Raw genomic sequence first — 26,148 nt, 5'->3', positions numbered from 1 at the left:
CATTTCAGCCGTTACCCAAATAACGGATATGTACTCAGTCACTCCTTGCCAGCAACCGACGTCTGCCCATCCCACCCACCACCCAAGGCAGCAATCAACTGCACACTCGCCACCAACCGCGTCTGCAACAACGTCAGCACCGTCCGCTCATTACTAAGCGCCGTAGCCTGCACCGTCACCACATCCAGATAAGCAATCAACCCCGCCTTATACTGGTTCTCGGTCAACCGCAGCGATTCACGCGCCGCATCCAAGGCTTCGTTACTGACGACCGCCTCGTCTTCCAGCACCTTCAACTGCACCATGTAGTTTTCCACCTCACGGAACCCATCCAGCACCGTCTGGCGATACTTAGCCACCGTCTCGTCATAAGACGCCACAGTCCGATCAACCTCCGCCGACCGCTGCCCACCGTCGAACAACGTCATCGCCAACTTAGGCCCAACCGACCAAAACCGATTAGGCAAACTGATCCAATTCGCATAAGTACTGCTGGAATACCCACCCGCCAAGCTCAAGGTCAAATCCGGATAATAGGCCGCCTTGGCCACACCAATATTCGCGTTGGCAGCCATCACCGACCGCTCAGCCGAAGCAATATCCGGACGACGCTCCAGCAATTGCGACGGCAAGCTCACGGGAATCTGCGGCAATGCAGGAATATCCTTGCTCACGGCCAGGTTGAAATTGGCTGGCGCCTCACCGATCAACACCGCAATGGCATTCTCCAGTTGTGCACGCTGCCAGATCAAGTCGATCAGGCTCGCCTGGGTCGTCTTGAGCTGTGTTTGCGCCTGGGCGATCGCATCCTTGCCCGACACACCGGCGCGGTATTGGTTTTCAGTCATTTTCAGCGAGCGCTGGTAAGTGTCCAGTGTGGCTTGCAACAAGCGCGTCTGTTCATCCATGACCCGCAATTGCAGGTAGTCCTGCACCAGCTCCGATTGCTGGCTCAAACGCATCGCCGCCAGGTCCGCCGAACTGGCCTCGGCAGTCGCTTCATTGGCCTCCAGGCCACGGCGCAATTTGCCCCACACGTCCGCCTCCCAACTCACGCCCAATTGCGCGTTGAGCGTGTCGCGAATACCGCTGCTGGAACTGCTGAGGCTCGCATTACTGCTACCAGTGCCCTGGCTGGCGCGGGTCTTGCCGGCGCTCAAGTCCACCGTCGGAAAAAACGCACCGCGCGCGCTGCGCACCTGCGCCTGGGCCTGGCGAAAACGTGCTTCGGCCTGGGCCACGGTCTGGTTGGAGTTGTTCAGGCGTGTCACCAGGTCGTTCAGTTGGCGGTCGCCGTACAGCTCCCACCAGGCGCCACGGGCCAGGGAATCACTCGGCGTCGCCTGACTCCAGCCCTGGGCCTCCTTGAATTGCACCGGCTCGACCACCTCCGGCCGTTTGTAATCGGGGCCGATGGCGCAGGCGCTGAGCAAGGCCGCGCACAGCACCAGGCTGGCGACGCGGGAACCACGGGGCATGCTCATGGCCAATTTGGCAAACGTTGAATCGGTCATAGCGCAGTGTCCAAGGCAGCATCGGTACGCACACCGCGCCAGGCGTTGAAGCGGTGGCGCGCGCGGTCGAGATAGAGGTAAACCACCGGGGTGGTGTAAAGGGTCAGGATCTGGCTGAACACCAGGCCGCCGATAATGGTCAGGCCCAGCGGCTGGCGCATTTCCGCGCCGTCGCCGGAGCCCAGCAGCAGCGGCAAGGCGCCGAGGATCGCGGCGAGTGTGGTCATCAGGATCGGCCGCAGCCGCAACAAGCAGGCGCTGCGAATCGATTCCAACGGGCTCATGCCGTCGTGGCGCTCCAGTTGCAGGGCCAGGTCGATCATCAGGATCGCGTTCTTTTTCACCACCCCGATCAGCAGGAACAACCCCAGCAGCGAGATCAGGCTGAACTCGCCACCCAGTAAGTAGATCGAGAGCAACGCGCCGACACCGGCCGACGGCAAGGTCGAGAGGATGGTCAGCGGGTGAATGTAACTTTCATACAGAATGCCCAGCACCAAGTACACCGCCACCAGCGCGCCGAGAATCATGAATGGCTGGCCCTTCTGGGTCGCCGCGAAGGCATCGGCGGTGCCGGCCATCTTGGCGATCACATCTTCGGGCAAGCCCACCTTGGCAATCGCCCGCTCGATGGCGGCCGTGCCCTGCTCAACCGTCACCCCAGGCGCCATGTCGAAGGCAATGTCTTCCGAGGCGAACTGGCCTTCATGGCTGACGCGGTCATCGGCCAGGCTGTTTTCGTAATGGGCAATGGTCGACAGTGGCACCCGCGCGCCGGTGGCCGTGATCACCTGCATCTGGTTCAGGGTAATCGGGTCCTGGGCATATTTGGGGTTGACCTCCATCACCACCTGGTACTGGTTGAGGCTGTCATAGATGGTGGAGATCTGCCGCTGGCTGTAGGCGTTGTTCAGCACCGCCGTGACCATGCTCATGTCGATGCCCAGGCGCTTGGCCTGATCGCGGTCGACCATCAGCGTCACCTGCGCCGCACCACGGCCCTCACGGGCGTCGATGGCGGTCAGCTCCGGCAGCTCACGCAGGGCCGCGACCACTTTCGGGTACCACAGGCGCAACGCGGCCAAATCGCCGCTTTGCAGGATGTAGGAATATTGCGCGCTGGTCTGGTCGCGGCTGCCGCCAAATTGCAGGTCCTGGTCGGCCATCAGGAACAGACGCCCACCCGGTACCAGCGGGACTTCCTTGCGGATACGTTCGATCACCGCCTGGGCCGAGAGCTTGCGCTCAGCGATCGGCTTGAGGCGCACCAGCATCACCGCGTTGTTGGTGCCGCTGTTGCCGCCGATAAACCCGGCCACGCTGAGCACCGCCGGGTCTTTCAAGACCGCCTGGCGGAAGATCTCCATCTTGGGCTGCATCACACTGAACGACAGCCCATCGTCGCCACGCACAAAACCGATCAACTGGCCGGTGTCCTGCTGCGGCATGAAGGTTTTCGGCACCACCACGTACAACGCGATGTTCACGCCCACGGTGAGCAACAGGCTCAGCAGGGTCAGGCGCCGGTGGCGCAGCACCCAGTCCAGGCTGGTGGCATAGACCGCAACCATGCGCTCGTTGACCCTGTGGCTCCAGCGCTGCAAACCGGTCATCTGGCCTTTGACATGCGGCTTGAGCCAGCGCGCGCAGAGCATCGGGGTCAAGGTCAGCGAGACGATCAGCGAAACGATGATCGCCGCCGACAAGGTGATGGAAAACTCCCGGAACAGGTTGGTGACGATGCCGCCCATAAACAGGATCGACAGGAACACTGCCACCAGCGACACGTTCATCGACAGCAAGGTAAAGCCGACTTCCTGCGCGCCCAGGTACGCCGCCTTCATTGGCGGCACGCCGTCGTCGATATGCCGGGAAATGTTCTCCAGCACCACGATGGCATCGTCCACCACCAAACCGGTGGCCAGGATCAAGGCCATCAGCGAGAAGTTGTTCAACGAGAAACCGAACAGGTACATCACCGCAAAGGTGCCCACCAGCGACACCGGCACCGCCAAGGTCGGGATCAACGAGGCGCGGAAGTTACCCAGGAACAGGTACACCACCAGCACCACCAGGGTCACGGCAATCAGCAAGGTCATCTCGGCTTCATGCAAGGTGGCGGTGATCACCGGCGAGCGGTCCATGGCCAGGTTGAGCTTGACGCTGGACGGCAGCACCGCCTGCAACGCCGGCAACTGCGCCTTGATCTGCCGGACCGTCTCGATGATGTTGGCGCCGGACTGGCGGTTGATCACCAGCAGCACCGCCGAATCATTGTTGAAAAAGCCGCTGTTGTAACGGTCTTCCACGCCGTCGCTGATCTTCGCCACATCGCCCAGGCGCAAGGCCGCGCCATTCTGGTAGCGAATCAGCAGCGGTTCGTAATCCTTGGCTTTTTCCAGCTGGTCGTTGGCTTGGATCTGCCAGTTACGCTCGCCGTCTTCCAACGAACCCTTGGGCCGGCGCTGGTTGGCGTTGGCGATGGTGTTGCGCACATCGTCCAGGGCCACACCGTACTGGTCGAGGGCCTTGGGTTCCAGCTCGATACGCACCGCCGGCAAGGAGCTGCCGCCGATTTGCACTTCGCCCACACCCGGCACCTGGGACAGGCTTTGCGAGAGGATCGTCGACGCCAGGTCATACAACTGGCCCTTTTGCAGCACGTCGGAGGTCAGCGACAGCACCATGATCGGTGCCTGGGACGGGTTGATCTTCTTGTAGGTCGGCATGCTGCGCATGCCGCTGGGCAATAGGTTGCGCGAGGCGTTGATCGCCGCCTGCACTTCACGCGCCGCACCGTTGATATCTCGGTCGGAGTCGAACGCCAGGATCACCCGCGTCGAGCCCTGGCTCGACGAACTGCTCATGGTGGTGATACCGGCAATCGCACCGAACGAGCGCTCCAGCGGCGTGGCCACGGTGGACGCCATCACCTCGGGGCTGGCGCCGGGCAAGCTGGCCGAGACCACGATCACCGGAAAGTCGATCTGCGGCAGCGGCGACACCGGCAGCAAATTGAAGCTGACGCCGCCCAGCAACATGATCGCCAGGCTCAGCAGCATGGTCGCTACCGGCCGGCGAATAAACGGTCCGGACAGGTTCATGACTCAACCGGCTCCAGGCTTTGCGGCTCTTTGCGCCAGCGACGGCCCAGACGATCAAAATACAGGTAGATCACCGGCGTGGTGAACAGGGTCAAGACCTGGCTCACCAGCAAGCCGCCAACCATCACCAGGCCCAGCGGCTGGCGCAACTCGGCGCCGGAACCGGTGGCCAACATCAATGGCACCGCGCCAAACAAGGCCGCCAAGGTGGTCATCAGGATCGGCCGGAAACGCAACAGCGCCGCCTGATAAATCGCGGTCTGCGGGTCCAGGCCTTGGTTGCGTTCGGCGTCGAGGGCGAAGTCGATCATCATGATCGCGTTCTTTTTCACGATACCGATCAGCAAGATGATGCCGATGATCGCAATCATGCCCAGGTCATTGCCGCTGAGCAGCAACGCCAGCAAGGCCCCCACCGCAGCCGACGGCAAGGTCGAGAGGATGGTGATCGGGTGGATATAGCTCTCGTAGAGCACGCCGAGCACGATGTACATGGTCACCACCGCCGCCAGGATCAGCAACAAGGTGCTCGACAGCGACGCTTCAAAGGCCTGTGCCGCGCCCTGGAACTGGGTCTGCACGCCGATCGGCATGCCGATGTCTTTCTGGGTCTGGTTGATCAGCTCCACGCCTTTACCCAGCGCGACGCCGGGGGCCAGGTTGAACGACATCATCACCGCCGGGAACTGGCCGATGTGCGAGATCGCCAACTGCGCCTGGCGTTGCTCCACGTGGGCCAGGCTCGACAGCCGCACTTGGCCGCCGTCGGTGGTTTTCACATAGATCTGGTTCAGCGCCGCAGGGCCGAGGGTTTCACCGGACTGCGCCTGCAGCACCACGCGGTACTGGCTGGCCTGAGTGTAAATGGTGGAAATCTGCCGCTGGCCGAAGGCGTCGTACAGCGCGTCGGTGATGGTCGACACACTCACGCCCAGGCGCGAGGCAGCGTCGCGGTCAATCACCAGGAACACTTGCAGGCCTTTGTCCTGCAGGTCGCTGGCGACGTCGGTGAGTTCCGGCAACTGACGCAAGGTGTGCACCAGCTTATCGCTCCACAGCGCCAACAGCTCGGCATCGGGCGAGGACATGCTGAATTGGTACTGAGTGCGGCTCACACGGTCTTCGATGGTCAGGTCTTGCACCGGCTGCATGAACAGGCGAATGCCCACCAGCTTGTCGATTTGCGGCTGCAACCGCGTGATCACCTGGGCCGCGCTCAAGTCGCGCTGGCCGTGGGCCTTGAGGTTGATCAGCAGGCGCCCGCTGTTGAGGGTGGCGTTATCGCCATCCACGCCAATGTAGGACGACAGGCTGTCCACCGCCGGGTCAGCCAGGATGACCTTGGCCAATTCCTGCTGACGCTGGCTCATGGCAGCAAACGAAATCGACTGCGGCGCCTCGGAAATGCCCTGGATCACCCCGGTGTCCTGCACCGGGAAAAAGCCCTTGGGCACCACCAGGTACAGCACCACGGTCAGGCCCAGGGTAGCGATAGCCACCAGCAGGGTCAGCGGCTGGTGCTTGAGTACCCACTGCAACATGCTTGCATAACGCGCGATCAACCAGTCGATCCACGCGCCGCTGGCCTTGTAGAAACGGCTCTGGTCTTCTTCCTTGGGTTCACGCTTGAGCAGGCGCGCGCACATCATCGGCGTGAGGGTCAGCGAGACCACCAGGGAAATCAGGATTGCCACCGCCAGGGTGATGGCGAATTCGCGGAACAGCCGCCCGACCACGTCAGCCATGAACAGCAGCGGGATCAACACCGCAATCAACGACAGCGTCAGGGAAATCAAGGTGAAGCCAATCTGCTTGGCGCCCTTGAGCGCCGCATTGAGCGGCGTCTCGCCCTCTTCGATGTAACGTGAGATGTTCTCCAGCATCACGATGGCATCGTCCACCACAAAGCCGGTGGCGATGGTCAGGGCCATCAGTGTCAGGTTGTTGATGGAGAAACCCGCCAGGTACATCACGCCAAAGGTGCCGATCAGCGACAGCGGTACGGCAATCGACGGAATGATCGTGGCGCTGAAGCGGCGCAGGAACAGGAACGTCACCATCACCACCAGGGCAATGGCGATCAGCAATTCGTGTTGCACATCGGTAACCGAGGCGCGGATGGTCTGGGTGCGGTCGGTGAGCACTGTGACCTCAAGGCCGGCCGGCAGGTTGTCGGTGATGCTCGGCAGCAACGCCTTGATACGGTCGACCACCTCAATCACGTTGGCGCCCGGCTGGCGCTGGACATTCAACAGCACGGCCTGGTTTTCGTTGGCCCAGGCGGCAAGGCGCTCGTTTTCGGCACCGTCGACGATCTGCGCCACATCTTTAAGGCGTAACGGCGCGCCGTTGTTGTAGGCCAGGATCAATTCGGCATATTGCTCGGGCGAGACCAACTGGTCGTTGGCGTCGAGCATCGACACCCGCGTGGGGCCGTCGAAGTTACCCTTGGGCTGGTTGACGTTGGAGGCAGCAATCAGGGTGCGCACGTCCGACAGGTTCAAGCCATTGGCGGCCAGGGCCTCGGGGTTGACCTTGATGCGCACGGCCTGGCGCTGGCCACCGGCGATGCTGACCATGCCGACGCCACTGATCTGCGCAATTTTTTGCGCCATGCGCGTGTCCACCAAGTCATTGAGCTTGGGCAGCAGCATGGTCTTGGACGTGATCGCCAGGGTCAGCACCGGGGTGTCCGCCGGGTTGACCTTGTTGTAGACCGGCGGCGCCGGCAAATCCTTGGGCAACAGGTTGGTTGCCGCGTTGATCGCGGCCTGCACCTGTTGCTCGGCAACATCCATATTGATGTCGAGGTTGAAACGCAGCGTGAGCACCGACGCACCGCCGGAGCTGGTCGACGCCATCTGGGTCAGCCCGGGCATTTGCCCGAACTGGCGCTCAAGCGGCGCTGTTACCGCGCTGGTCATCACATCGGGGCTGGCGCCGGGGTACAGAGTCATTACCCGGATCGTCGGGTAATCCACCTGGGGCAAGGCCGAAACCGGCAGCAAGCGATACGAAATAATACCGGCCAGGACAATGGCCAGCATGCTCAGCGTAGTGGCAACCGGGCGAAGGATAAACAGGCGCGACAGGTTCATGAACCGACCTTTTGCGCCTTGCCGGCGTCAGCGCCGGTCTCCCCTTTCGCCGCGGGTTTGCCTTGCAGGTGTTCGGTCGGCGTGGTCGGCACTTCAGTGCTGTCGTTGACCACTTCGATTTCGCTGCCTTCCTTCAGGCGGTCGGTGCCTTCCATGACGACGCGGTCACCCGCGACCAAACCTTCCTTGATCACGGTGTTGTCGCCGTCGGTGTCACCGACCACCAAAGGTTGGACCTTGACCTTCTTGTCGCCATCGAGCTTGTAGACAAAGGTGCCGTTGTTGCCGAACTGGATCGCAGCGGACGGCGCCAGCACTACGTTGTGCAAGGTATCGGCCAGCAGGCGCACGTTGACGAACTGGTTAGGGAACAGCGCCTGGTCCTTGTTATCGAAACGGCCCTTGAATTTCAGGGTGCCGGTGGTCACGTCAATCTGGTTATCCAGGCTCTGCAGCACGCCGACTGCCTGTTTTTTTGTGTCGCCACGGTCCCAGGCTTCCACCGGCAGCTTGTTGCCGGCGTGGTAACGGGCGAGCACGGTGTCCAGGGTGCTTTCCGGCAGGGTAAAGACCACGCTGATCGGCTGGGTCTGGGTGATCACCGCGAGGAAGGTGGTGTCGTTGGCGGCCACCAAATTGCCCACATCGACCTGACGCAAGCCCACCCGGCCGCTGATCGGCGCACGGATCTTGGTGAATTCGAGGTTGAGCTTGGCGTCGTCCACCGCGCCCTGGTTGGTCTTGACCGTGCCCTGGTATTGCAGGACGAGTGCTTCGGCGGTGTCCAGGGTCTGTTTGGCGATACTGTCCTGGGCATACAAGTCGCGGTAACGCTGCACGTCAACCTGGGCGTTTTTCAGCTGGGCCTGGTTTTGCATCAGCGTGCCCTGAGCCTGAAGCAAGGCGTTCTGGTAGCTGCGCGGGTCGATTTCCGCCAGCAGGTCACCGGCCTTGACCATCTGCCCTTCTTCAAAGGCGATCTTCACCAGCTCACCGCCCACCCGGCTGCGTACATTAATGGTGTTGAGCGCGGTCACCGTGCCCAAGGCCTTGTAGTACACCGGGAATTCCCCCAGCACCGCCGGTGCCACACGCACCGGCACCGGGCCGGTGGAACCGCCGAAGCCAGGGCGCGCCATCCCCGTCTTGCCGGTGTGCCCGGCCGGTTTCTGGGCGGCGCCATCCTTATGGCTGGCAGGCCAGAACTTCCAGCACAGGCCGGCGATAACCAGCAGCACGAGCAGGCCGAACAGCCAGCGACGGGAGTTGCGGGGGGAGGATTGCATCGAGTGATCAACCATTGGGCGCGAGAGCTTCTTCTTTAGGAGGCTGAAAGATAAGCACTGGGGCGCATTAAGAAAAGCGCCTTTACCGGCAATTTACCTTGGACTTACAACTTTTAACTTCTGGCCTTAGTCCAGTCGCTATTTAGCTAAGCCGCTGACTCTAAATGAAAACGGCCTGGACTAGGCCAGGCCGCAATCATCTATCAAGCGTGTTACTGCGAAAAGACAGTAATGCGCTGAAACAGTTACTTCAAAACAGCCAGGGCCGCTTCGTAGTTTGGCTCTTGGCCGATTTCGCTGACCAATTCGCTGTGCAGCACGTTGTTGTTCTCGTCCAGTACCACCACGGCACGGGCGGTCAGGGCTTTCAGTGGGCCATCAACGATAGACACACCGTAGTCGACGGCGAAGCCTGGGTCGCGGAAATCCGACAGGCTCAGCACGTTGTCCAGACCCTCAGTGCCGCAGAAACGTTTCTGGGCAAACGGCAGGTCAGAGGAGATGCACAGCACGACAGTGTTGCTCACATCGTTGGCCTGGGCGTTGAACTTGCGTACCGAAGTCGCGCAGGTCGGGGTGTCAACGCTTGGGAAGATGTTCAACACTTTGCGCTTGCCGGCGAAAGTTTCCAGGGTCGCTTCCGACAGTTCGACGGTGGTCAGGGCGAAATCTGGGGCGGTGGAACCGGTTTTAGGCAATTCGCCTTCAACCTGGACAGGGTTACCACGAAGGGTGACTTGGGCCATGAACGGAATCCTTATGCTGGGTTTGATTAAACGAAATCGAGACGCAGAAGTTAACCACAAACTGCCGTAGCTACCTATGCCCGAACGTAAATTGTCATGCCGACGCCTTGGCGACGGCAGCTATGGTTTAATTGCGCGCTTTTCGCCCACCCTGCAAGGAAACCGTCGTTGATGAATCAGCCCGCCACCACAGTCCTGGTCATTGGTTATGTCTGGCCGGAACCCCGTTCCTCGGCTGCCGGCGGGCACATGATGCAAATTCTCGAGACCTTTCTGACACAAGGTTGGGACGTTACCTTCGCCAGCCCCGCGACGGTTGGCGAGCACAAGGCCGATTTGCCAGCGCTGGGCATCACCGAATGCGCCATCGCGCTGAATAACAGCAGTTTCGATGACTTTATCCGCGAACTGGCCCCGGATATCGTGCTGTTCGACCGTTTCATGATGGAAGAACAGTTCGGCTGGCGTGTGGAAAAGCACTGCCCCGACGCCCTGCGCGTGCTGGAGACCTGCGACCTGCAAAGCCTGCGCGACGCCCGCCAGCAGCGCCTCAAGGACCACCTCAAGGCGCATCCTCACGACGACGACTTCAGCCCGCTGTTCGCCCCTGCGCTGCAGGATGAATTTCAACGGATGGCCGACACCGACGTGGCCAAGCGCGAGATCGCGGCGATTTTGCGCTGCGACATCAGCCTAATGATCTCCGACGTCGAAGCCCGGCTGCTCACCGAGCAGTTCAAGGTGCTGACCGCCCTGCTCCACTGGTGCCCGCTGATGCTGGAGCCGCCGACCGAGGCCTTCACACCGTTCGAAGACCGCGCGCATTTCCTCAGCATCGGCAATTTCCGCCACGCGCCCAACTGGGATGCGGTGTTGTGGATGAAGAACAGCCTCTGGCCGCTGATCCGCCAGCAATTGCCGGGCGCTCAACTGCATATCTACGGTTCCTACACACCGCCCAAGGCCACCGCCCTGCATAGCCCCGCCCAGGGTTTTCACGTGATGAACTGGGCCGAAGATGCACTCGCGGTGATGAGCGCCGCGCGCATCTGCCTGGCGCCGCTGCGTTTTGGCGCCGGCATCAAGGGCAAGCTGGCCGATGCCATGCTGTGCGGCACGCCGAATATCACCACGCCGATTGGCGCCGAAGGCATGGGCGATGAGCAACCGTGGCCGGGTGCGATTGAGCACAACGCGCAAGCCCTGGCCGCAGCTGCCGTGGCGCTGTATCAAGACCGTGAACGCTGGACCCAGGCCCAAGAAAACGGCCGCCGATTGCTGGCCCGTCGCTATGACTTGGCCATCCACGGCCCGGCGCTGGTGGAATGCCTGGAGCAGTGCCGCAGCAACCTTTCGGCCCATCGCCGCGACAACTTCATCGGCAGCATGCTGCGCCACCATGCGCATAAGAGTACGCAGTACATGTCCCAGTGGATCGAGGCTAAAAACCGCAACGTATAAGCACTGACGCTGGCGAGGTTGCGCGCGAGGGGGCATTATCCCAGGCAGCAACCACAATAAAGCGACGGCAGCATGACCCGAGCAACGCGAATCACCGACCCTTCCTACGAGTTGATGGACGATCACAACGGTCTGTCCATCATCTATCGCCAGCACGGCTTCCCCTGCCCACTGGTGCGCTGGCATTTCCACAAGGAATACGAGCTGCACCTGATCGTCGCCAGCGCAGGCAAGGTGTTTATCGGCGATTACATCGGCAACTTCTACCCGCAAAGCCTGTTCCTCACCGGCCCCAACCTGCCCCACAACTGGATCAGCCAGGTGGAGGAAGACGAGGTGGTGCCCAAGCGCGACATGCTGGTGAACTTCACCGACGAGCTGTTCGAGGGCGGCAGCCAGATCTTCACCGAACTCAAGAGCCTGGTGCCGTTGCTCGAACGCGCGCAATACGGCATCGAATTTCGCTGTAAAAAGACCATCGCTCAAGCCATGAACTTGATGCAACGCATCGAGGACGCCCAAGGCATGGCGCGCCTGGGGCACTTCTTTATCTTGCTGGAAGTGTTGAGCGCCTGTGAGGACTACCAACTGCTGTCCGGCGTCACTACGCCGCAACTTGCCGATGAGCACAGCATTGACCGCACCAACCGCGCGGTGGACTACATTTTTGCGCATTACGCGCGGGAGTTGTCGCTGGAGGAAGTCGCCGAATACCTGGGCATGAAGCCGACCTACTTCTCCAGGGTGTTCAAACAGGCGACCGGGCGCACGTTTATCGAGTTTGTGAACCGCTTGCGTATCAGCAAATCCTGCGAACTGCTGGCCGATGGCGACAAGGCGGTGACCGACGTGTGCTTTGAGTCGGGCTTCAACAATATCTCCAACTTCAATCGACGCTTCCAGCAGCTCAAGGGCATGACACCCTCACACTACCGGCGCCTGGCGGTGCAGCGGCTGACCGAGCAGAACCTGGCTTAACCCTGGCCCCCTCGAAACACGCCGAATAGATATTCGTCAGTGAAACGGCCTGGTTTTGCAAAACGCCACAGGAACCTCATCGAGCCCACTGCCACTCAGCGAAAGCCCCCTCATCTAATCGATAGAGGGACGGCCTTCAACGCATGAGCAAAAAGGACACCCGATGATCAATGGTCTGCCGCTACCCACTGCCATACCCGCCCTCCAACCTGCCGAGCTGACGCCACGTAGTCAGGTGGAACAACACCCACACCCGCAAAAACACGCTCAGGCGCTCCCCACAAGCCACCTGCCCGCTTCACCCAACCCGCTCAATCGCTTGTCGCGCGCCCGTCGAGACCTGCAGAACCTCACCCCAAGCAATACCCCTCTCCAAAAGTTCGCCAAGGCCGTGATTGAACAGGGTGACCAGCAACTGGCCGGTAGCGTCGCGAACAGCTTGATCCGCCTGCAGCAAGCGATTGACACCGATAGCTCAGACCGTGGGACCGATAAAGTCAGGGTCCCGGCTGAATCCACTTTCGGCCTGGCGTGGGCCACGTTTGCTGAAGCCGTACAATCGGAGCCGTTCACGTCGTACGCCAAACGCAACAAAATCAACATTGACGACATGGTCGTCCACCCCAATGGAACGATTGCCAATTTAGGCGGCAAGGAACCCGCCATTTTCGATGCGAACGCGTGCGCCGAATCAAAAGCCGCGACGGCAGCTGTTATCGCCGCCGCCAAAAACGTAGTGGGGCCAAACCATGATGTGCATGGGTACTCCGGCGGGGTAACGCTCTACGGCCCACTTCATACATCGAACACTACCGTCGCGCAGTTCTACGGCCTGCCTTTGGACACCGTCAACAGCGATACCATTCTGTCCACTCTCGGACAGCTGTCGCACGCAGGGACTTTCCCGGGTTTAACCGGTACCGACCCTGGTACTGAGCCCCTCAAACAGCGGCAAAAAGACGCCGCCCAACACATCGTGGGTTTGCCGCAGCCGGCGCTGAAGGCGCTTCTCGCAGCGTTCAAGCCAGGGCTTCAGGGCGCAAGACTTTTACGCGCCGACCATGAGCTGGCAGAGCTGTGCCGCCGGGCGCTGATACAGCTGATTCCAGGCACGGGTGAGCACGAATCACCGATCAGGCTGAACAACATTCCTGAGCTGTCCTCATTCAACGTGGCGCGCAAAAAACTCCTGGCAGCACTGACTGACACGGCGTTTACGGACTTTGCGCAACAGCACAGCATCGATCCCACCAGCGTGCGGATCAACCCTGGCTCCGGTGATCTGACCGGTCAGGTAAACGGCGCCGACACCACCTTCACGCAACATGACGGTTCGGGCTGGTCCGCTGTCTGGTCCAAGCTGCAGGGCAGTGTACGAACCATGGCCGGTGGTTCGACTACCGATGTGCGGTATCCGCCCAGCACCGGTGCGGCATTGGATGAGGTCATGAGCTTTTACAAGGAAAGCATGCCTGCCCAACACCACGCGCCGGAATACAAATGGGAGCAAAAGAACCGTCAATCCGTACTGGCAAAAATTACCGAGATGGACCCTAACCAAAGTTTCCCCTTCACCCACTACCTCCAACTCTCTGTGCCTTGGGGACCCCCCATAGCAGAGGTGCCTCTGTCGCCACTTGAAACCCTGGCGCAAGCCGTCAAACAGCCCAAGCAAAAGCGTCAGCGAGCCAATAGCCGCGCATAGGCACGAACCGGCAGGCCAGGTTTGATCCAAAAGGGCAAAAGTTACGACGGTGGAACGCCAGTGCTTTTCCCCTGCTGTTAGGTGAACCGTTTTACCCGCCCCACCACGAGTGCAAAAAAGTATCAGTCCAAGTGCGCCCAAGGATTTGTCTTAACCCCATTTGAAGGCTGTAATCAACGCACACTCTTCCTGGCTACCTGTAGGAAGACACAACAACAATAACTGTCCTTCTGTAGCCCCTGGGCGCAGAAATGGAGTGCGCGATGAAGTTCACAGCAAAAACGCTGCTTGCCTGTTCTTGCATGACTGTATGCATGACCCTCAGCGCCGTCAGTTTTGGCGCGCAAACCCTGACCATTGCTACCGTCAACAACAGCGACATGATCCGCATGCAAAAGCTCTCGAAAACCTTCGAGGCCGAGCATCCGCAGATCAAGCTCAACTGGGTGGTGCTCGAAGAAAACGTGCTGCGCCAACGCCTGACCACCGACATCGCCACTCAAGGCGGGCAGTTCGACGTATTGACCATCGGCATGTACGAAGCCGCACTCTGGGGTGCCAAGGGCTGGCTGGAACCGATGAAGGACCTGCCGGCCTCCTACGACCTCGATGATGTTTTCCCTTCGGTGCGTGATGGCTTGTCCGTCAAAGGCTCGCTGTACGCCCTGCCGTTCTACGCCGAAAGCTCGATCACCTATTACCGCACTGACCTGTTCAAGGACGCCGGGCTGACCATGCCTGAACACCCGACCTGGACGCAGATCGGCGAATTCGCAGCAAAACTCACCGACAAGACCAAAGAGCAGTACGGCCTGTGCCTGCGCGGCAAAGCCGGTTGGGGTGAGAACATGGCGCTGATCACCACCTTGGCCAATGGCTACGGTGCGCGCTGGTTTGATGAGAAGTGGCAGCCGCAATTCAATGGCCCTGAGTGGAAAGACGCGCTGAACTTCTACGTCGACAACATGAAAAAATCCGGCCCGCCGGGTGCTTCCAGCAACGGTTTTAACGAAAACCTGGCGTTGTTCAACAGCGGCAAGTGCGCGATCTGGGTCGATGCCAGCGTGGCCGGCTCGTTCGTCACCGACAAGACTCAGAGCAAGGTCTCCGAGCATGTCGGCTTCACTTTTGCCCCGCACGAGAAGACCGACAAAGGTACCTCGTGGCTGTACTCCTGGAGCCTGGCGATCCCGACCAGCTCCAAAGCCAAGGACGCCGCCAAGGTGTTCACCAGCTGGGCGACCTCCAAGGAATACGGCCAGCTCGTGGCCAAGACCGACGGTATTGCCAACGTGCCGCCAGGCACGCGCAAGTCGACCTACAGCGACGAATACATGCAGGCTGCGCCGTTCGCCAAGGTGACGCTGGAATCGCTGAAAGTTGCCGACCCGACCAGCCCGACGCTCAAGCCGGTACCGTATATCGGTATCCAGTTGGTGACCATTCCTGAGTTCCAGGCGATTGGCACCCAGGTCGGCAAGTTCTTCTCGGGCGCGCTGACCGGTCAGCAAACGGTCGATGCTGCCTTGACCGCCGCGCAGACCACTACCGAGCGTGAAATGAAGCGGGCGGGTTATCCCAAATAGTACGCAACCCCGTCATTAATGTGGGAGCGGGCTTGCTCGCGAATGCGCAGTGTCAGTCGACACATGCAGCGAATGACACAGCGCATTCGCGAGCAAGCCCGCTCCCACAGTTCTGTCTGCATCTGACTGGCCATGATCACCATGAATACACCCTCCAAAAACCGTCTGGCCAACCCCGGCTGGTTCCTTGTCAGCCCCTCGGTGGCCTTGTTGCTGCTGTGGATGATCGTGCCGCTGGGCATGACCCTGTACTTTTCGCTGATCCGCTACAACCTGCTCTACCCCGGCGAAAACCAATTCGTGGGGCTGGAAAACTTCACTTACTTCATCACCGACTCGGGCTTCCTGCCCGGCGCCACCAATACCCTGTTGCTGGTGGGCAGCGTGCTGCTGATCAGCGTGGTGCTCGGCGTACTGATCAGTGCTTTGCTTGAGGCCAGTGAATTTTTCGGTCGCGGCCTGGTGCGGGTGTTGTTGATTTCACCGTTCTTCATCATGCCCACCGTCGGTGCGCTGATCTGGAAGAACCTGATTTTCCACCCGGTGTCGGGGGTTCTCGCCGCCGTGTGGAAGCTGTTCGGCGCCGAGCCGGTGGACTGGCTGGCGCATTACCCGTTGCTGTCGATCATCATCATTGTGTCGTGGCAATGGCTGCCCTTCGCGATCCTGCTGCTGATGACCGCCATGCAGTCCCTCGACCAGGAACAAAAGGAAGCCGCGCGCCTGGACGGTGCCGGCGCCATCGCGATCTTCTGGCACCTGACCCTGCCCCACCTGGCACGCCCGATTGCCGTGGTGGTGATGATCGAAACGATCTTTTTGCTCTCGGTATTCGCCGAAATCTTCACCACCACCAACGGTGGCCCCGGCTACGCCTCGACCAACCTCGCCTACCTGATCTACAACCAGGCGCTGGTGCAGTTCGATGTGGGCATGGCCTCGGCCGGCGGCTTGATTGCCGTGGTCATCGCCAATATCGCGGCGATCATCCTGGTGCGGATGATCGGCAAAAACCTGACTGACAAACCTTGAGGGCCGCGCCATGACGCTTCAACAATCCCGCCGCCTGCAAAGCCTGTTGCTCGGCACCTTGGCCTGGGCCATCGCGATCCTGATTTTCTTCCCGATCTTCTGGATGGTGCTGACCAGCTTCAAGACCGAAATCGACGCGTTTGCCACGCCGCCGCAGTTCATCTTCACGCCGACGCTGGAGAACTACCTGCACATCAACGAGCGCAGCAACTACTTCGCCTACGCCTGGAACTCGGTGGTGATTTCGTTCAGCGCCACCGCCCTGTGCCTGCTGATCTCGGTGCCGGCCGCCTACTCCATGGCGTTCTATGAAACCAAACGCACCAAGGGCACGCTGCTGTGGATGTTGTCCACCAAGATGCTGCCGCCGGTGGGCGTGCTGATGCCGATCTACCTGCTGGCCAAGAGCCTTGGCCTGCTGGATACGCGCGTTGCGCTGATCATCATCTACACCCTGATCAACCTGCCGATTGTGGTGTGGATGGTTTACACCTACTTCAAAGACATCCCCAAGGACATCCTCGAAGCCGCGCGCCTGGATGGCGCCACGCTGTGGCAGGAAATGGTCCGCGTGCTGCTGCCGATTGCCAAGGGTGGCCTGGCTTCCACGGTGTTGCTGTCGCTGATCCTGTGCTGGAACGAGGCGTTCTGGTCGTTGAACCTGACCTCCTCGAGTGCCGCGCCGTTGACCGCGCTGATCGCCTCCTACTCCAGCCCCGAAGGCTTGTTCTGGGCCAAATTGTCGGCCGTGTCGACCCTGGCCTGCGCGCCGATCCTGATTTTCGGCTGGTTCAGCCAGAAACAGCTGGTGCGGGGTTTGTCCTTCGGCGCCGTTAAGTAACGATTGCTTATAAAAATTCCAAGTGGAGGCCCATCCCATGGCCAACCTGAAAATCAAAAATCTGCAAAAAGGCTTCGAAGGCTTCTCCATCATCAAGGGCATTGACCTGGAAGTGAATGACAAGGAATTCGTGGTCTTCGTCGGCCCCTCGGGCTGCGGCAAATCCACCTTGCTGCGCCTGATCGCCGGCCTGGAAGAAGTCACCGAAGGCACCATCGAACTGGATGGTCGCGACATCACCGAAGTGACTCCGGCCAAGCGTGACCTGGCGATGGTGTTCCAGACTTACGCGCTGTACCCGCACATGAGCGTGCGCAAAAACATGTCGTTCGCCTTGGACCTGGCCGGTGTGGACAAGAAACTGGTGGAAAGCAAGGTCAGCGAAGCCGCGCGCATTCTGGAACTCGGCCCGTTGCTGGAGCGCAAGCCCAAGCAGTTGTCCGGCGGCCAGCGTCAGCGTGTGGCGATCGGCCGCGCGATTGTGCGCAACCCGAAGATCTTCCTGTTTGACGAACCGCTGTCCAACCTAGACGCCGCGTTGCGCGTGCAGATGCGCCTGGAACTGGCGCGCCTGCATAAAGACCTGCAAGCGACCATGATCTACGTGACCCACGACCAGGTTGAAGCCATGACCTTGGCCGACAAAGTGGTCGTACTCAATAGCGGCCGCATCGAACAGGTCGGCTCGCCGCTGGAGCTGTACCACCAACCGGCCAACCTGTTTGTGGCGGGCTTTTTGGGCACGCCGAAAATGGGCTTTCTCAAGGGCAAGGTCACCCGTATCGAGAGCCAGGGCTGCGAAGTACAACTGGACGCCGGCACCACCATCAGCCTGCCGTTGAGCGGCGCCAGCCTGAGCGTGGGCAGCGCGGTGACCCTGGGGATTCGTCCGGAGCATCTGGAAATCGCTTCACCCGGCCAAACCACCTTGACCGTCACCGCCGACGTCGGCGAACGCCTGGGCAGCGACACCTTCTGCCACGTCATCACCGCCAACGGCGAGCCGCTAACCATGCGGATTCGCGGCGACATGGCCAGCCAGTACGGCGAAACCCTGCAGCTGCACCTGGACCCGGCGCACTGCCATCTGTTCGACACCGACGGCGTGGCCGTGGCCCGACCACTGCGCGCTGCCGCCTGATTTCGCGAGATTTGTGATGAAACTGAATAAACAGAACCTCACCCAGTTGGCGCCGGAAGTCAAAACCCCGACCTACACCATTGCCAGCACCACGCAAGGTATCGCGCATATCGGCGTCGGCGGCTTCCACCGCGCGCATCAGGCGTATTACACCGATGCGCTGATGAACACCGGTGAAGGATTGGACTGGAGCATTTGCGGCGTCGGCTTGCGCAGCGAAGACCGCAAAGCCCGCGACGACCTGGCCGGCCAGGATTACCTGTTCACACTCTATGAGCTAGGTGACACCGACGACACCGACGTGCGCGTGATCGGCTCGATCAGCGACATGCTGCTGGCTGAAGACGGCGCCCAGGCGCTGATCGACAAACTGGCCAGCCCGCAGATTCGCATCGTCTCGCTGACCATCACCGAAGGCGGCTATTGCATCGACGACAGCAATGGCGAGTTCATGGCCCACCTGCCGCAGATCCAGCATGACCTGGCGCACCCGAAGTCGCCAAAAACCGTGTTCGGCTTTATCTGCGCCGCGCTGACCCAACGCCGTGCAGCCGGGGTTGCGGCGTTTACCGTGATGTCCTGCGATAACCTGCCGCACAACGGCGCCGTCACGCGCAAGGCGCTGCTGGCCTTCGCCGCCCTGCACAACGCCGAGCTGCATGACTGGATCAAGGCCAACGTGAGCTTCCCGAATGCTATGGTCGACCGCATCACACCGATGACCAGCACCGCCCACCGCCTGCAATTGCACGATGACCATGGCATCGACGATGCCTGGCCGGTGGTCTGCGAACCCTTTGTGCAGTGGGTACTCGAAGACAAGTTCGTCAACGGTCGCCCGGCCTGGGAAAAGGTTGGCGTGCAGTTCACCGATGACGTCACGCCCTACGAAGAGATGAAGATCGGCCTGCTCAATGGCAGCCACTTGGCACTGACTTACCTGGGCTTTCTCAAGGGCTACCGGTTCGTACACGACACCATGAATGACCCGGTGTTTGTGGCCTATATGCGCGCGTATATGGACCTGGACGTCACGCCAAATCTGGCGCCGGTGCCGGGCATTGACTTGACCGAGTACAAGCAGACGTTGGTGGATCGTTTCTCCAATCAGGCGATTGCCGACCAGTTGGAGCGGGTGTGTTCGGATGGCTCGTCGAAGTTTCCCAAGTTCACCGTGCCGACCATTAATCGCTTGATTGCCGATGGGCGTGAGACGGAGCGCGCTGCGTTGGTAGTTGCCGCCTGGGCGTTGTATTTGAAGGGTGTCGATGAGAATGGCGTGACTTACAAAATCCCGGATCCGCGCGCTGAGTTCTGCCAGGGTTTGGTCAGTGATGATGCGTTGATCAGCCAGCGGTTGCTGGGTGTGGAGGAGATTTTTGGCAAGGCTATTCCCAACTCGCCTGAGTTTGTGGCAGCGTTTGAGCGGTGTTTCATCAGCTTGCGCGACAAAGGCGTCACAGAAACCCTGCAACAACTTCTGAAGAAACCGGCTTAAACCTGTGGGAGCTGGCTTGCCTGCGATAGCGGTGGCCCAGCCCGCCATGATCTGACTGATAGACCGCCATCGCAGGCAAGCCAGCGCCCACATTGGCCGCATTTTCACTCCAACAATAATGCTGAGCACTCCACCATGACCCAGCAAAACCTTTACCTCGGCATCGACTGCGGCACCCAGGGCACCAAAGCCATCGTCCTCGACGCCACCCGCGGCAAGGTACTCGGCCTGGGCGCCGCGGCGCATACGCTCATCAGCGGCGCTAATGGCCGGCGCGAACAGCACACCCAGGAATGGCTGGACGCCTTCACTGAAGCCACCCACCGCGCCTTGCAACAGGCCGGTGTGGACGGCCAGGACATCCTCGGCATCGGTGTTTCCGGCCAGCAACATGGCCTGGTTTTACTCGATGACCAAGGCCAGGTACTGCGCCCGGCCAAGCTGTGGTGCGACACCGAAACCGCACCGGAAAACGAGCGCCTGCTGGCGTATTTGGGCGGTGAACGCGGCTCGCTGGAACGCCTCGGCGTGGCCATCGCCCCCGGTTACACGGTATCCAAATTGCTCTGGACCCGCGAGCAGCACCCGGACGTGTTCGCGCGCATCGCGCATATTTTATTGCCCCACGACTACCTCAACTATTGGCTCACCGGGCGCGCCGTCGCGGAATACGGCGATGCCTCGGGCACCGGCTATTTCAACGTGCGCACGCGTGAATGGGACGTGGCGCTGCTCCAGCACATCGACTCCAGCGGCCGCCTGGAAGCTGCCTTGCCTGAGCTGATCGAGGCGAATCAAAGCGTGGGCACGATCCTGCCAGCCATCGCCGAACGCCTGGGCATCAACCCCAACGCGCGCGTTTCCAGCGGCGGCGGCGACAACATGATGGGCGCGATCGGCACCGGCAATATCGCCCCCGGCGTGATCACCATGAGCCTGGGTTCGTCCGGCACCGTGTACGCCTTTGCCGAGCAACCGAATGTGAGCCCGCAAGCGTCGGTCGCGACCTTTTGCTCCTCCAGCGGCGGCTGGTTGCCGTTGATCTGCACGATGAACCTGACCAACGCCACCGGGGTGATTCGCGAACTGTTCGACCTCGACCTGGCCACCTTCAACGCCTTGGTCGCCGAGGCGCCGATTGGCGCCGACGGTGTGAGCATGCTGCCCTTCCTCAACGGCGAGCGCGTGCCCGCCCTGCCCCACGCCACCGGCAGCGTGCACGGCCTGACCATGACCAACCTGACCCGCGCCAACCTGTGCCGCGCGGTGGTCGAAGGCACCACTTTCGGCCTGCGTTATGGCCTCGACCTGCTGCGCCAGACCGGCCTGCAAAGCCACAGCATCCGCCTGATCGGCGGCGGCTCGAAAAGCCCGGTGTGGCGGCAGATGGTTGCCGATATCATGAACACCGAAGTGATCTGCACCGAACAAAGCGAAGCCGCCGCTCTGGGCGCGGCGATCCAGGCGGTGTGGAGCCAGTCCGGCGAACCCTTGGCCAGCGTGTGCGACAAATGCGTGAGCGTCGACCCGGCCAGCCGCACGCTGCCGGTGGCGGCCAATGTCAGCGCCTATCAACAGGCCTACGCGCGCTATCAACAACTCGTGGCAACCCTTTAAGAGCGAACGACTATGTATTTGGTGTGTGGCGAAGCGTTGTTTGATTTTTTCAGCGAAGAAGATGCCAGCGGGCAGGCTTCCAAGGTCAATTACAAAGCGATTGCCGGCGGTTCGCCGTTTAACGTGGCGGTGGGTTTGCGCCGCCTGGGCATCGACTCCGCGCTGTTCGGCGGCGTGTCCAACGACTTTCTCGGCCAGCGCTTGTTGCAGGTGCTCAAGGACGAAGGCGTCAGTGAGCAATTTTTGGTCGAGTTCCCCGCGCCGACCACCCTGGCGATGGTCGCGGTGGGCGCCAATGGCTCACCGCAATACAGTTTCCGTGGCGAAGGCTGCGCCGACCGCCTACTGCGGGTTGTGCACTTGCCCACGTTGGGCCAGGAGATTCGCGGGCTGCATGTCGGCTCGTTTTCGCTGGTGGTGCAGCCGATCGGCGACACCCTGCTGAGCCTGGTCAAGCGCGAAAGCGGCAAGCGCCTGATCAGCCTCGACCCCAATGTGCGCTTGAACCCGCAGCCGGATATCCAACTGTGGCGTGACCGCGTGGCCGAGTTGGTCAAGCACGCCGACCTGATCAAAGTCAGCGATGAAGACCTGCACCTGCTCTACCCCGACCAGTCGCCGGAAAGCGTACTGCAAGGCTGGTTGCAGCACCGCTGCCAGTTGGTGTTCCTCACCCGTGGCGGTGACGGCGCTACGGTATTCAGCCGCCAGCACGGCAGTTGGTCGGCACCTGCAGTGAAGGTGGTGATGGCCGATACCGTCGGCGCCGGTGACACCTTCCAGGCCGCGTTGATTGCCTGGCTGACCGAGCAGCAGTTGGATTCGGTGGAAGGCCTGCAACAGCTCACGCGCACGCAGATCGACGCCATGCTCGCCTTTGCCATTCGCGCCGCCGCCCTGACCTGCAGCAAGACCGGGCCGGACCTGCCGTATCGCGCCCAACTTGGATGAACGCAACGTTTCATGAAGGTTTTGTCAGCCACGGCAAAATTAATCGATGGTTAATCGCGCGCGCCGAGAGTGAAGGTGTACCCACTTACGGAGAACCACCATGAAACTGCGCACTTTGATGCTCGGCGGCGCCTTGGCACTGGCAGCCGTTTCGGGCCTGGCCCAGGCCGACACTCAAGCCACGGCGGCCAAACCTGTGCCGTATCGGTACGGCATGCCCTTGAACATCGACAAGGTCATTGCCATGAACGAAACCCAAACCAACGACTGTAAAGTCATCAATGCGGACATCAAGTTCGTCGATAATGCCGGCAAGATCAAAGACGTGGGCTACCTGAAAATGTCCGAAGCCTGTGATTTCCAGAATTGAAGCGTTGGGCCAGCACCACAACCAACAACCGAGCCTTATTGGGCCTGGCGTTTACCAGGCCCACCGCTCTTTCGGTGACTCAACCTCACACTGGGCTTAATAATAGCTGCGCCCTGACACTCTTTGCAGAGGTAGCCTCTGTAGAGCAGGTGAATGGGAGTGCTTGAGGTCTTCGCGCAACCCGGCGATCAGGTTGCAAATGGCTCGACTGCTGTCGAGTTTGTCGGCGTTTATACCTTTGACTTCCAAATCCACTCGGTCGCGGTCACGGTCGTCGTAGACTTTGATCGTCAACGAAGCATCTTCGGCTTTGGTGCATTCGCACCGTTTAGGCAGGAAACTTCCTTCAATAATGCTGCGAAGTTCTAATTCCGAAAGCATGGCCAACCTCTCCTTTTATGAGACTGCCAACAGATTATTGTGTGCCCGGCAGGCGCCTGCCTGCCACGTCTTACCGACCTTTGAAGACGCTTACAACCCCCAAGCCTACTCGGCAAAATCCGCTCTCGTTGTAACTTTTCCTCATAAGCGACACGCGCAGCTATATAAGTCTGCAGGTTCGGTGCACATCATCGGCGAATAGCATTGATTAAACGTTTATGCACTAAATTGAACATTGCGCTGCGACTCTTTCTGCAACATGTCGCAAACTATCAAAGTTGATATTGGCACCGGAATTCACCGCCACCAGGGTTTGCCCGCGCACGCCGTTTTGCTCGACAAACTGGCGAATGCCCGCGACGGCCAAGGCGCCTGAGGGCTCGGTGATGGAACGCGTGTCGTCGTAGATCAGCTTGATGGCGCTGCACAATTGGTCGTTGCTGACGGTGATGACTTCATCGACCCAGTCGCGGCAGATCTCAAAACCATAGGCGCCGACCTGCGCCACGGCGGTGCCGTCGGCAAACCCATCGACACTGGGCAGCACCACCCGCTCGCCCGCGCGCAGCGCTGCCAACAGGCAACTGGAACCTTCGGGCTCGACACCGACGATGCGCACCTCGGGCCGCAGGTATTTAACGTACGCCGCGATCCCGGCGATTAAGCCACCGCCGCCCACCGGTACAAAGATCGCGTCCAACGGGCCTTGTTGCTGCCGCAGTATTTCCATTGCCACGGTGCCTTGGCCGGCGATCACGTCCGGGTCATCAAAGGGTGAAACGAAGGTACAACCCGAGGTCTGGGCCAGTTGCAACGCGTGGGCCAGGGCAAACGGAAAGCTCTCGCCATGCAACACGGCCTCGGCACCGCGCGAACGCACGCCCAGCACCTTCAACTCCGGCGTACTGCATGGCATGACGATCCGCGCCTTGATCCCCAACTCCCGCGCCGCCAGCGCTACACCCTGCGCATGGTTGCCCGCCGACGCCGTCACCACGCCACGCGCTCTTTGCTCGGCCGTGAGCTGCACCAACTTGTTGTAAGCGCCGCGAATCTTGAAGGAGAACGTCGGCTGCAAGTCTTCGCGCTTGAGCAATATCTGATTGCCCAGCAGTACCGACAACGCCGGTGCCACCTGCAACGGTGTGCGCACCGCCAGGTCGTAGACCGGTGCAGCGAGGATCTTCTTCACGTAGTGCTCAAGCAGGCCCGGGTCGGCGGTGTGGGGCGCGGTGCAGGTGCTCATGGGTGTCTCCTGGCTTTGTATACATGGCCCTGGAGACGGAAAAACAAAACCCGCCTCTAGGGCGGGTTTGGGTGCAGCCGTGTGCTATCCCGCCAAATGAGGAATGGCGGTAATAATGCTTGGCTGGCTGCGCAAGGTTTGAAAGGTCATGCCGCGAAATTAACCGGCGGTCACCGGGCAAGTCAATGGCCGCCCGCCATTTAGCCGGCGGGGGCTTACTAGCGACATACGAAACGTATACGCTTTGTATATCCATTTAACACAGTGAACCTCATGGGCATCGTCAAGATCACCGACCAACTGCACGAACAGCTTCGCCTGGCCAGCGCCGCCATGGACCGCTCCATCAACGCCCAGGCCGAGTTCTGGATCAAGATCGGCCTGCTCGCCGAACTCAACCCGCACCTGCCCTACAACGAGCTGATCAACAAGCTATTGCTGGACAAGCCCGACCTGATCCGGGGGCGCAGCTGATGATCAAGACTGCCGCGCAACTGGCTGTGATGCGTGAATCCGGGCGCCTGCTGGCCCAGGTATTCACGATGCTCGACGGCTTTGTCGTCGCCGGCCGCTCCACCCTGGAACTGGACGCCGCCGTCGAAGCTTTCATCCGCAACGACTTGAAGGCCCGCCCGGCGAGCCTTGGGCAATACGACTATCCCTTTTGCATCAACACCTCGATCAACGAGGTGGTGTGCCATGGCATGCCCAGCGCCAAGGACGTGCTCAAGGACGGCGACATCATCAACATCGACATCACCCTGGAAAGAGGCGGCTTTATCGCCGACTCCAGCAAGATGTACATGATCGGCAACGTGGCGCCCAAAGCGCAGCGCCTGGTGGAAAAGACCTTCGAGGCCATGTGGGCCGGCATTCGCCAGGTCAGGCCCGGCGCACGCCTGGGTGACATCGGGCATGCGATCCAGAGCCATGCGCAGGCCAATGGCTACAGCGTGGTACGTGAGTATTGCGGCCACGGTATTGGCCGTGAGATGCATGAAGAGCCACAGGTCCTGCACTTCGGCCGCCCCGGCACCGGGCTGGAACTGCGTGAAGGCATGGTGTTTACCATTGAGCCGATGCTGAACCAGGGCAGCGCCAAGGTGCGCGACTTGAAGGATGGCTGGACGGTGGTGACCAAGGACAACAGTTTGTCGGCGCAATGGGAGCACACCGTGGCGGTGACGGCGGACGGGTTTGAGGTGCTGACCTTGCAGCAGGTAATGGGTTGAGCATTGTCGATGTGCAGGCGGGTGCTGCGGGCATATCTGTTATTTGGGTGATGGCTGAAATGGGTTGTGCCTGATAGACCGAGGTGCCTGCATCGCAGGCAAGCCAGCTCCCACATTTGGAGCTCAGTACATCAGAAAGAGAGTGCGCTGCTGTGCTTCTGCCCTGCTTTTGCTTCAACCACTCAGGTCGGCTACTAGGCCGCCGTGCTCTGCTTTTGATCTGCTTTTGATTTTGATCTGAGGCGCCCCGTTAACCACGCTGGCCGAACGCAGGCTTTGGAGCGTGGGTAAACCGGCAGGACGCCGGTTTAGCCGCGATGGGCCAAGGATGGCCCATGGCGGCGGCCCACGGTCCAAAACC

General features: G+C 60.6%; 20 protein-coding genes. 13 read left to right on the top strand and 7 right to left on the bottom strand.

Annotation, left to right across the window (positions count from 1 at the left end):
- Positions 1-38 precede the first annotated feature (38 nt).
- The 5 genes from ACI77I_RS28475 to tpx all read right to left on the bottom strand — a co-directional run bounded on the left by ACI77I_RS28475 (position 39) and on the right by tpx (position 9,748).
- On the bottom strand, positions 39-1,514 hold the full coding sequence (locus tag ACI77I_RS28475; RefSeq protein WP_094953376.1) for an efflux transporter outer membrane subunit: 1,476 nt from the start codon (positions 1,512-1,514) through the stop codon (positions 39-41).
- Positions 1,511-4,618 carry an efflux RND transporter permease subunit gene (locus tag ACI77I_RS28470; RefSeq protein ID WP_406999496.1) on the bottom strand — a complete coding sequence of 1,036 codons (3,108 nt, stop codon included), beginning with the start codon at positions 4,616-4,618 and terminating at the stop codon, positions 1,511-1,513. Before ACI77I_RS28470 ends, ACI77I_RS28475 begins: the two co-directional genes overlap by 4 nt.
- On the bottom strand, positions 4,615-7,716 hold the full coding sequence (locus ACI77I_RS28465) for an MdtB/MuxB family multidrug efflux RND transporter permease subunit (protein ID WP_406999494.1): 3,102 nt from the start codon (positions 7,714-7,716) through the stop codon (positions 4,615-4,617). The genes ACI77I_RS28470 and ACI77I_RS28465 overlap by 4 nt, the downstream gene beginning before the upstream one ends.
- The gene (locus tag ACI77I_RS28460; protein WP_094953372.1) at positions 7,713-9,017 is read right to left on the bottom strand and encodes an MdtA/MuxA family multidrug efflux RND transporter periplasmic adaptor subunit; all 1,305 of its coding nucleotides are present in this window, start codon (positions 9,015-9,017) and stop codon (positions 7,713-7,715) included. The genes ACI77I_RS28465 and ACI77I_RS28460 overlap by 4 nt, the downstream gene beginning before the upstream one ends.
- Positions 9,018-9,247: 230 nt before the next feature.
- Positions 9,248-9,748, bottom strand: coding sequence for a thiol peroxidase (gene tpx / locus ACI77I_RS28455; protein WP_406999492.1), 501 nt, complete (start codon positions 9,746-9,748; stop codon positions 9,248-9,250).
- A 171-nt stretch (positions 9,749-9,919) separates the two neighbouring features.
- Here tpx and ACI77I_RS28450 point away from each other — a divergent pair, with 171 nt between their 5' ends.
- From ACI77I_RS28450 to ACI77I_RS28400, 11 genes are all read left to right on the top strand, one after another.
- Entirely contained in the window at positions 9,920-11,209 is a 1,290-nt protein-coding gene (locus ACI77I_RS28450) for a glycosyltransferase (RefSeq protein ID WP_406999490.1), read from the top strand.
- Between the two features lie 72 nt (positions 11,210-11,281).
- The gene (locus tag ACI77I_RS28445) at positions 11,282-12,187 is read left to right on the top strand and encodes an AraC family transcriptional regulator (protein WP_242155886.1); all 906 of its coding nucleotides are present in this window, start codon (positions 11,282-11,284) and stop codon (positions 12,185-12,187) included.
- A gap of 163 nt (positions 12,188-12,350) precedes the next feature.
- Positions 12,351-13,892 (top strand): hypothetical protein, encoded by a 1,542-nt coding sequence (locus ACI77I_RS28440; protein WP_406999488.1) that lies wholly within the window; start codon positions 12,351-12,353, stop codon positions 13,890-13,892.
- Positions 13,893-14,194: 302 nt separating this feature from the next.
- A complete protein-coding gene (locus ACI77I_RS28435; RefSeq protein WP_406999498.1) occupies positions 14,195-15,478 on the top strand; it encodes an ABC transporter substrate-binding protein in 1,284 nt (427 codons plus the stop codon).
- Between the two features lie 141 nt (positions 15,479-15,619).
- Entirely contained in the window at positions 15,620-16,510 is an 891-nt protein-coding gene (locus ACI77I_RS28430; RefSeq protein ID WP_406999486.1) for a carbohydrate ABC transporter permease, read from the top strand.
- A 10-nt stretch (positions 16,511-16,520) separates the two neighbouring features.
- Positions 16,521-17,351 (top strand): carbohydrate ABC transporter permease, encoded by an 831-nt coding sequence (locus ACI77I_RS28425; protein WP_094953612.1) that lies wholly within the window; start codon positions 16,521-16,523, stop codon positions 17,349-17,351.
- Positions 17,352-17,388: 37 nt separating this feature from the next.
- The gene (locus tag ACI77I_RS28420) at positions 17,389-18,492 is read left to right on the top strand and encodes an ABC transporter ATP-binding protein (RefSeq protein ID WP_094953613.1); all 1,104 of its coding nucleotides are present in this window, start codon (positions 17,389-17,391) and stop codon (positions 18,490-18,492) included.
- 16 nt (positions 18,493-18,508) lie between these two features.
- Entirely contained in the window at positions 18,509-19,990 is a 1,482-nt protein-coding gene (locus ACI77I_RS28415) for a mannitol dehydrogenase family protein (RefSeq protein ID WP_094953614.1), read from the top strand.
- A 135-nt stretch (positions 19,991-20,125) separates the two neighbouring features.
- A complete protein-coding gene (gene xylB / locus ACI77I_RS28410) occupies positions 20,126-21,607 on the top strand; it encodes a xylulokinase (protein ID WP_094953615.1) in 1,482 nt (493 codons plus the stop codon).
- A 12-nt stretch (positions 21,608-21,619) separates the two neighbouring features.
- Positions 21,620-22,558: a carbohydrate kinase gene (locus ACI77I_RS28405; RefSeq protein WP_094953616.1), complete on the top strand. Its 939-nt coding sequence runs from the start codon at positions 21,620-21,622 to the stop codon at positions 22,556-22,558.
- Between the two features lie 100 nt (positions 22,559-22,658).
- Positions 22,659-22,928 carry a DUF2790 domain-containing protein gene (locus tag ACI77I_RS28400; RefSeq protein ID WP_094953617.1) on the top strand — a complete coding sequence of 90 codons (270 nt, stop codon included), beginning with the start codon at positions 22,659-22,661 and terminating at the stop codon, positions 22,926-22,928.
- 96 nt (positions 22,929-23,024) lie between these two features.
- On the opposite strand, the gene ACI77I_RS28395 is transcribed toward ACI77I_RS28400, so the two are convergent.
- A complete protein-coding gene (locus ACI77I_RS28395) occupies positions 23,025-23,309 on the bottom strand; it encodes a DUF1652 domain-containing protein (protein ID WP_094953618.1) in 285 nt (94 codons plus the stop codon).
- 223 nt (positions 23,310-23,532) lie between these two features.
- The gene (gene ilvA / locus ACI77I_RS28390; protein WP_406999483.1) at positions 23,533-24,555 is read right to left on the bottom strand and encodes a threonine ammonia-lyase, biosynthetic; all 1,023 of its coding nucleotides are present in this window, start codon (positions 24,553-24,555) and stop codon (positions 23,533-23,535) included.
- 273 nt (positions 24,556-24,828) lie between these two features.
- Here ilvA and ACI77I_RS28385 point away from each other — a divergent pair, with 273 nt between their 5' ends.
- Positions 24,829-25,029: a ParD-like family protein gene (locus ACI77I_RS28385; protein ID WP_003190946.1), complete on the top strand. Its 201-nt coding sequence runs from the start codon at positions 24,829-24,831 to the stop codon at positions 25,027-25,029.
- A complete protein-coding gene (gene map / locus ACI77I_RS28380) occupies positions 25,029-25,787 on the top strand; it encodes a type I methionyl aminopeptidase (protein WP_094953620.1) in 759 nt (252 codons plus the stop codon). Before ACI77I_RS28385 ends, map begins: the two co-directional genes overlap by 1 nt.
- Positions 25,788-26,148 lie beyond the last annotated feature (361 nt).

Origin of the sequence: Pseudomonas sp. D47, from assembly GCF_045447305.1 — a bacterium.
In the GTDB taxonomy this organism is placed as follows: Bacteria; Pseudomonadota; Gammaproteobacteria; order Pseudomonadales; family Pseudomonadaceae; genus Aquipseudomonas.
The sequence above is the reverse complement of the archived record's forward strand: the minus strand, read 5'-3'. Positions and strand labels throughout refer to the sequence as shown.

Coding starts and splice junctions, on each gene's coding strand:
- ACI77I_RS28475 (WP_094953376.1), bottom strand. CDS start 1,514: ATGACCGATTCAACGTTTGCCAAATTGGCCATGAGCATGCCCCGTGGT.
- ACI77I_RS28470 (WP_406999496.1), bottom strand. CDS start 4,618: ATGAACCTGTCCGGACCGTTTATTCGCCGGCCGGTAGCGACCATGCTG.
- ACI77I_RS28465 (WP_406999494.1), bottom strand. CDS start 7,716: ATGAACCTGTCGCGCCTGTTTATCCTTCGCCCGGTTGCCACTACGCTG.
- ACI77I_RS28460 (WP_094953372.1), bottom strand. CDS start 9,017: ATGGTTGATCACTCGATGCAATCCTCCCCCCGCAACTCCCGTCGCTGG.
- tpx (WP_406999492.1), bottom strand. CDS start 9,748: ATGGCCCAAGTCACCCTTCGTGGTAACCCTGTCCAGGTTGAAGGCGAA.
- ACI77I_RS28450 (WP_406999490.1), top strand. CDS start 9,920: ATGAATCAGCCCGCCACCACAGTCCTGGTCATTGGTTATGTCTGGCCG.
- ACI77I_RS28445 (WP_242155886.1), top strand. CDS start 11,282: ATGACCCGAGCAACGCGAATCACCGACCCTTCCTACGAGTTGATGGAC.
- ACI77I_RS28440 (WP_406999488.1), top strand. CDS start 12,351: ATGATCAATGGTCTGCCGCTACCCACTGCCATACCCGCCCTCCAACCT.
- ACI77I_RS28435 (WP_406999498.1), top strand. CDS start 14,195: ATGACTGTATGCATGACCCTCAGCGCCGTCAGTTTTGGCGCGCAAACC.
- ACI77I_RS28430 (WP_406999486.1), top strand. CDS start 15,620: ATGAATACACCCTCCAAAAACCGTCTGGCCAACCCCGGCTGGTTCCTT.
- ACI77I_RS28425 (WP_094953612.1), top strand. CDS start 16,521: ATGACGCTTCAACAATCCCGCCGCCTGCAAAGCCTGTTGCTCGGCACC.
- ACI77I_RS28420 (WP_094953613.1), top strand. CDS start 17,389: ATGGCCAACCTGAAAATCAAAAATCTGCAAAAAGGCTTCGAAGGCTTC.
- ACI77I_RS28415 (WP_094953614.1), top strand. CDS start 18,509: ATGAAACTGAATAAACAGAACCTCACCCAGTTGGCGCCGGAAGTCAAA.
- xylB (WP_094953615.1), top strand. CDS start 20,126: ATGACCCAGCAAAACCTTTACCTCGGCATCGACTGCGGCACCCAGGGC.
- ACI77I_RS28405 (WP_094953616.1), top strand. CDS start 21,620: ATGTATTTGGTGTGTGGCGAAGCGTTGTTTGATTTTTTCAGCGAAGAA.
- ACI77I_RS28400 (WP_094953617.1), top strand. CDS start 22,659: ATGAAACTGCGCACTTTGATGCTCGGCGGCGCCTTGGCACTGGCAGCC.
- ACI77I_RS28395 (WP_094953618.1), bottom strand. CDS start 23,309: ATGCTTTCGGAATTAGAACTTCGCAGCATTATTGAAGGAAGTTTCCTG.
- ilvA (WP_406999483.1), bottom strand. CDS start 24,555: ATGAGCACCTGCACCGCGCCCCACACCGCCGACCCGGGCCTGCTTGAG.
- ACI77I_RS28385 (WP_003190946.1), top strand. CDS start 24,829: ATGGGCATCGTCAAGATCACCGACCAACTGCACGAACAGCTTCGCCTG.
- map (WP_094953620.1), top strand. CDS start 25,029: ATGATCAAGACTGCCGCGCAACTGGCTGTGATGCGTGAATCCGGGCGC.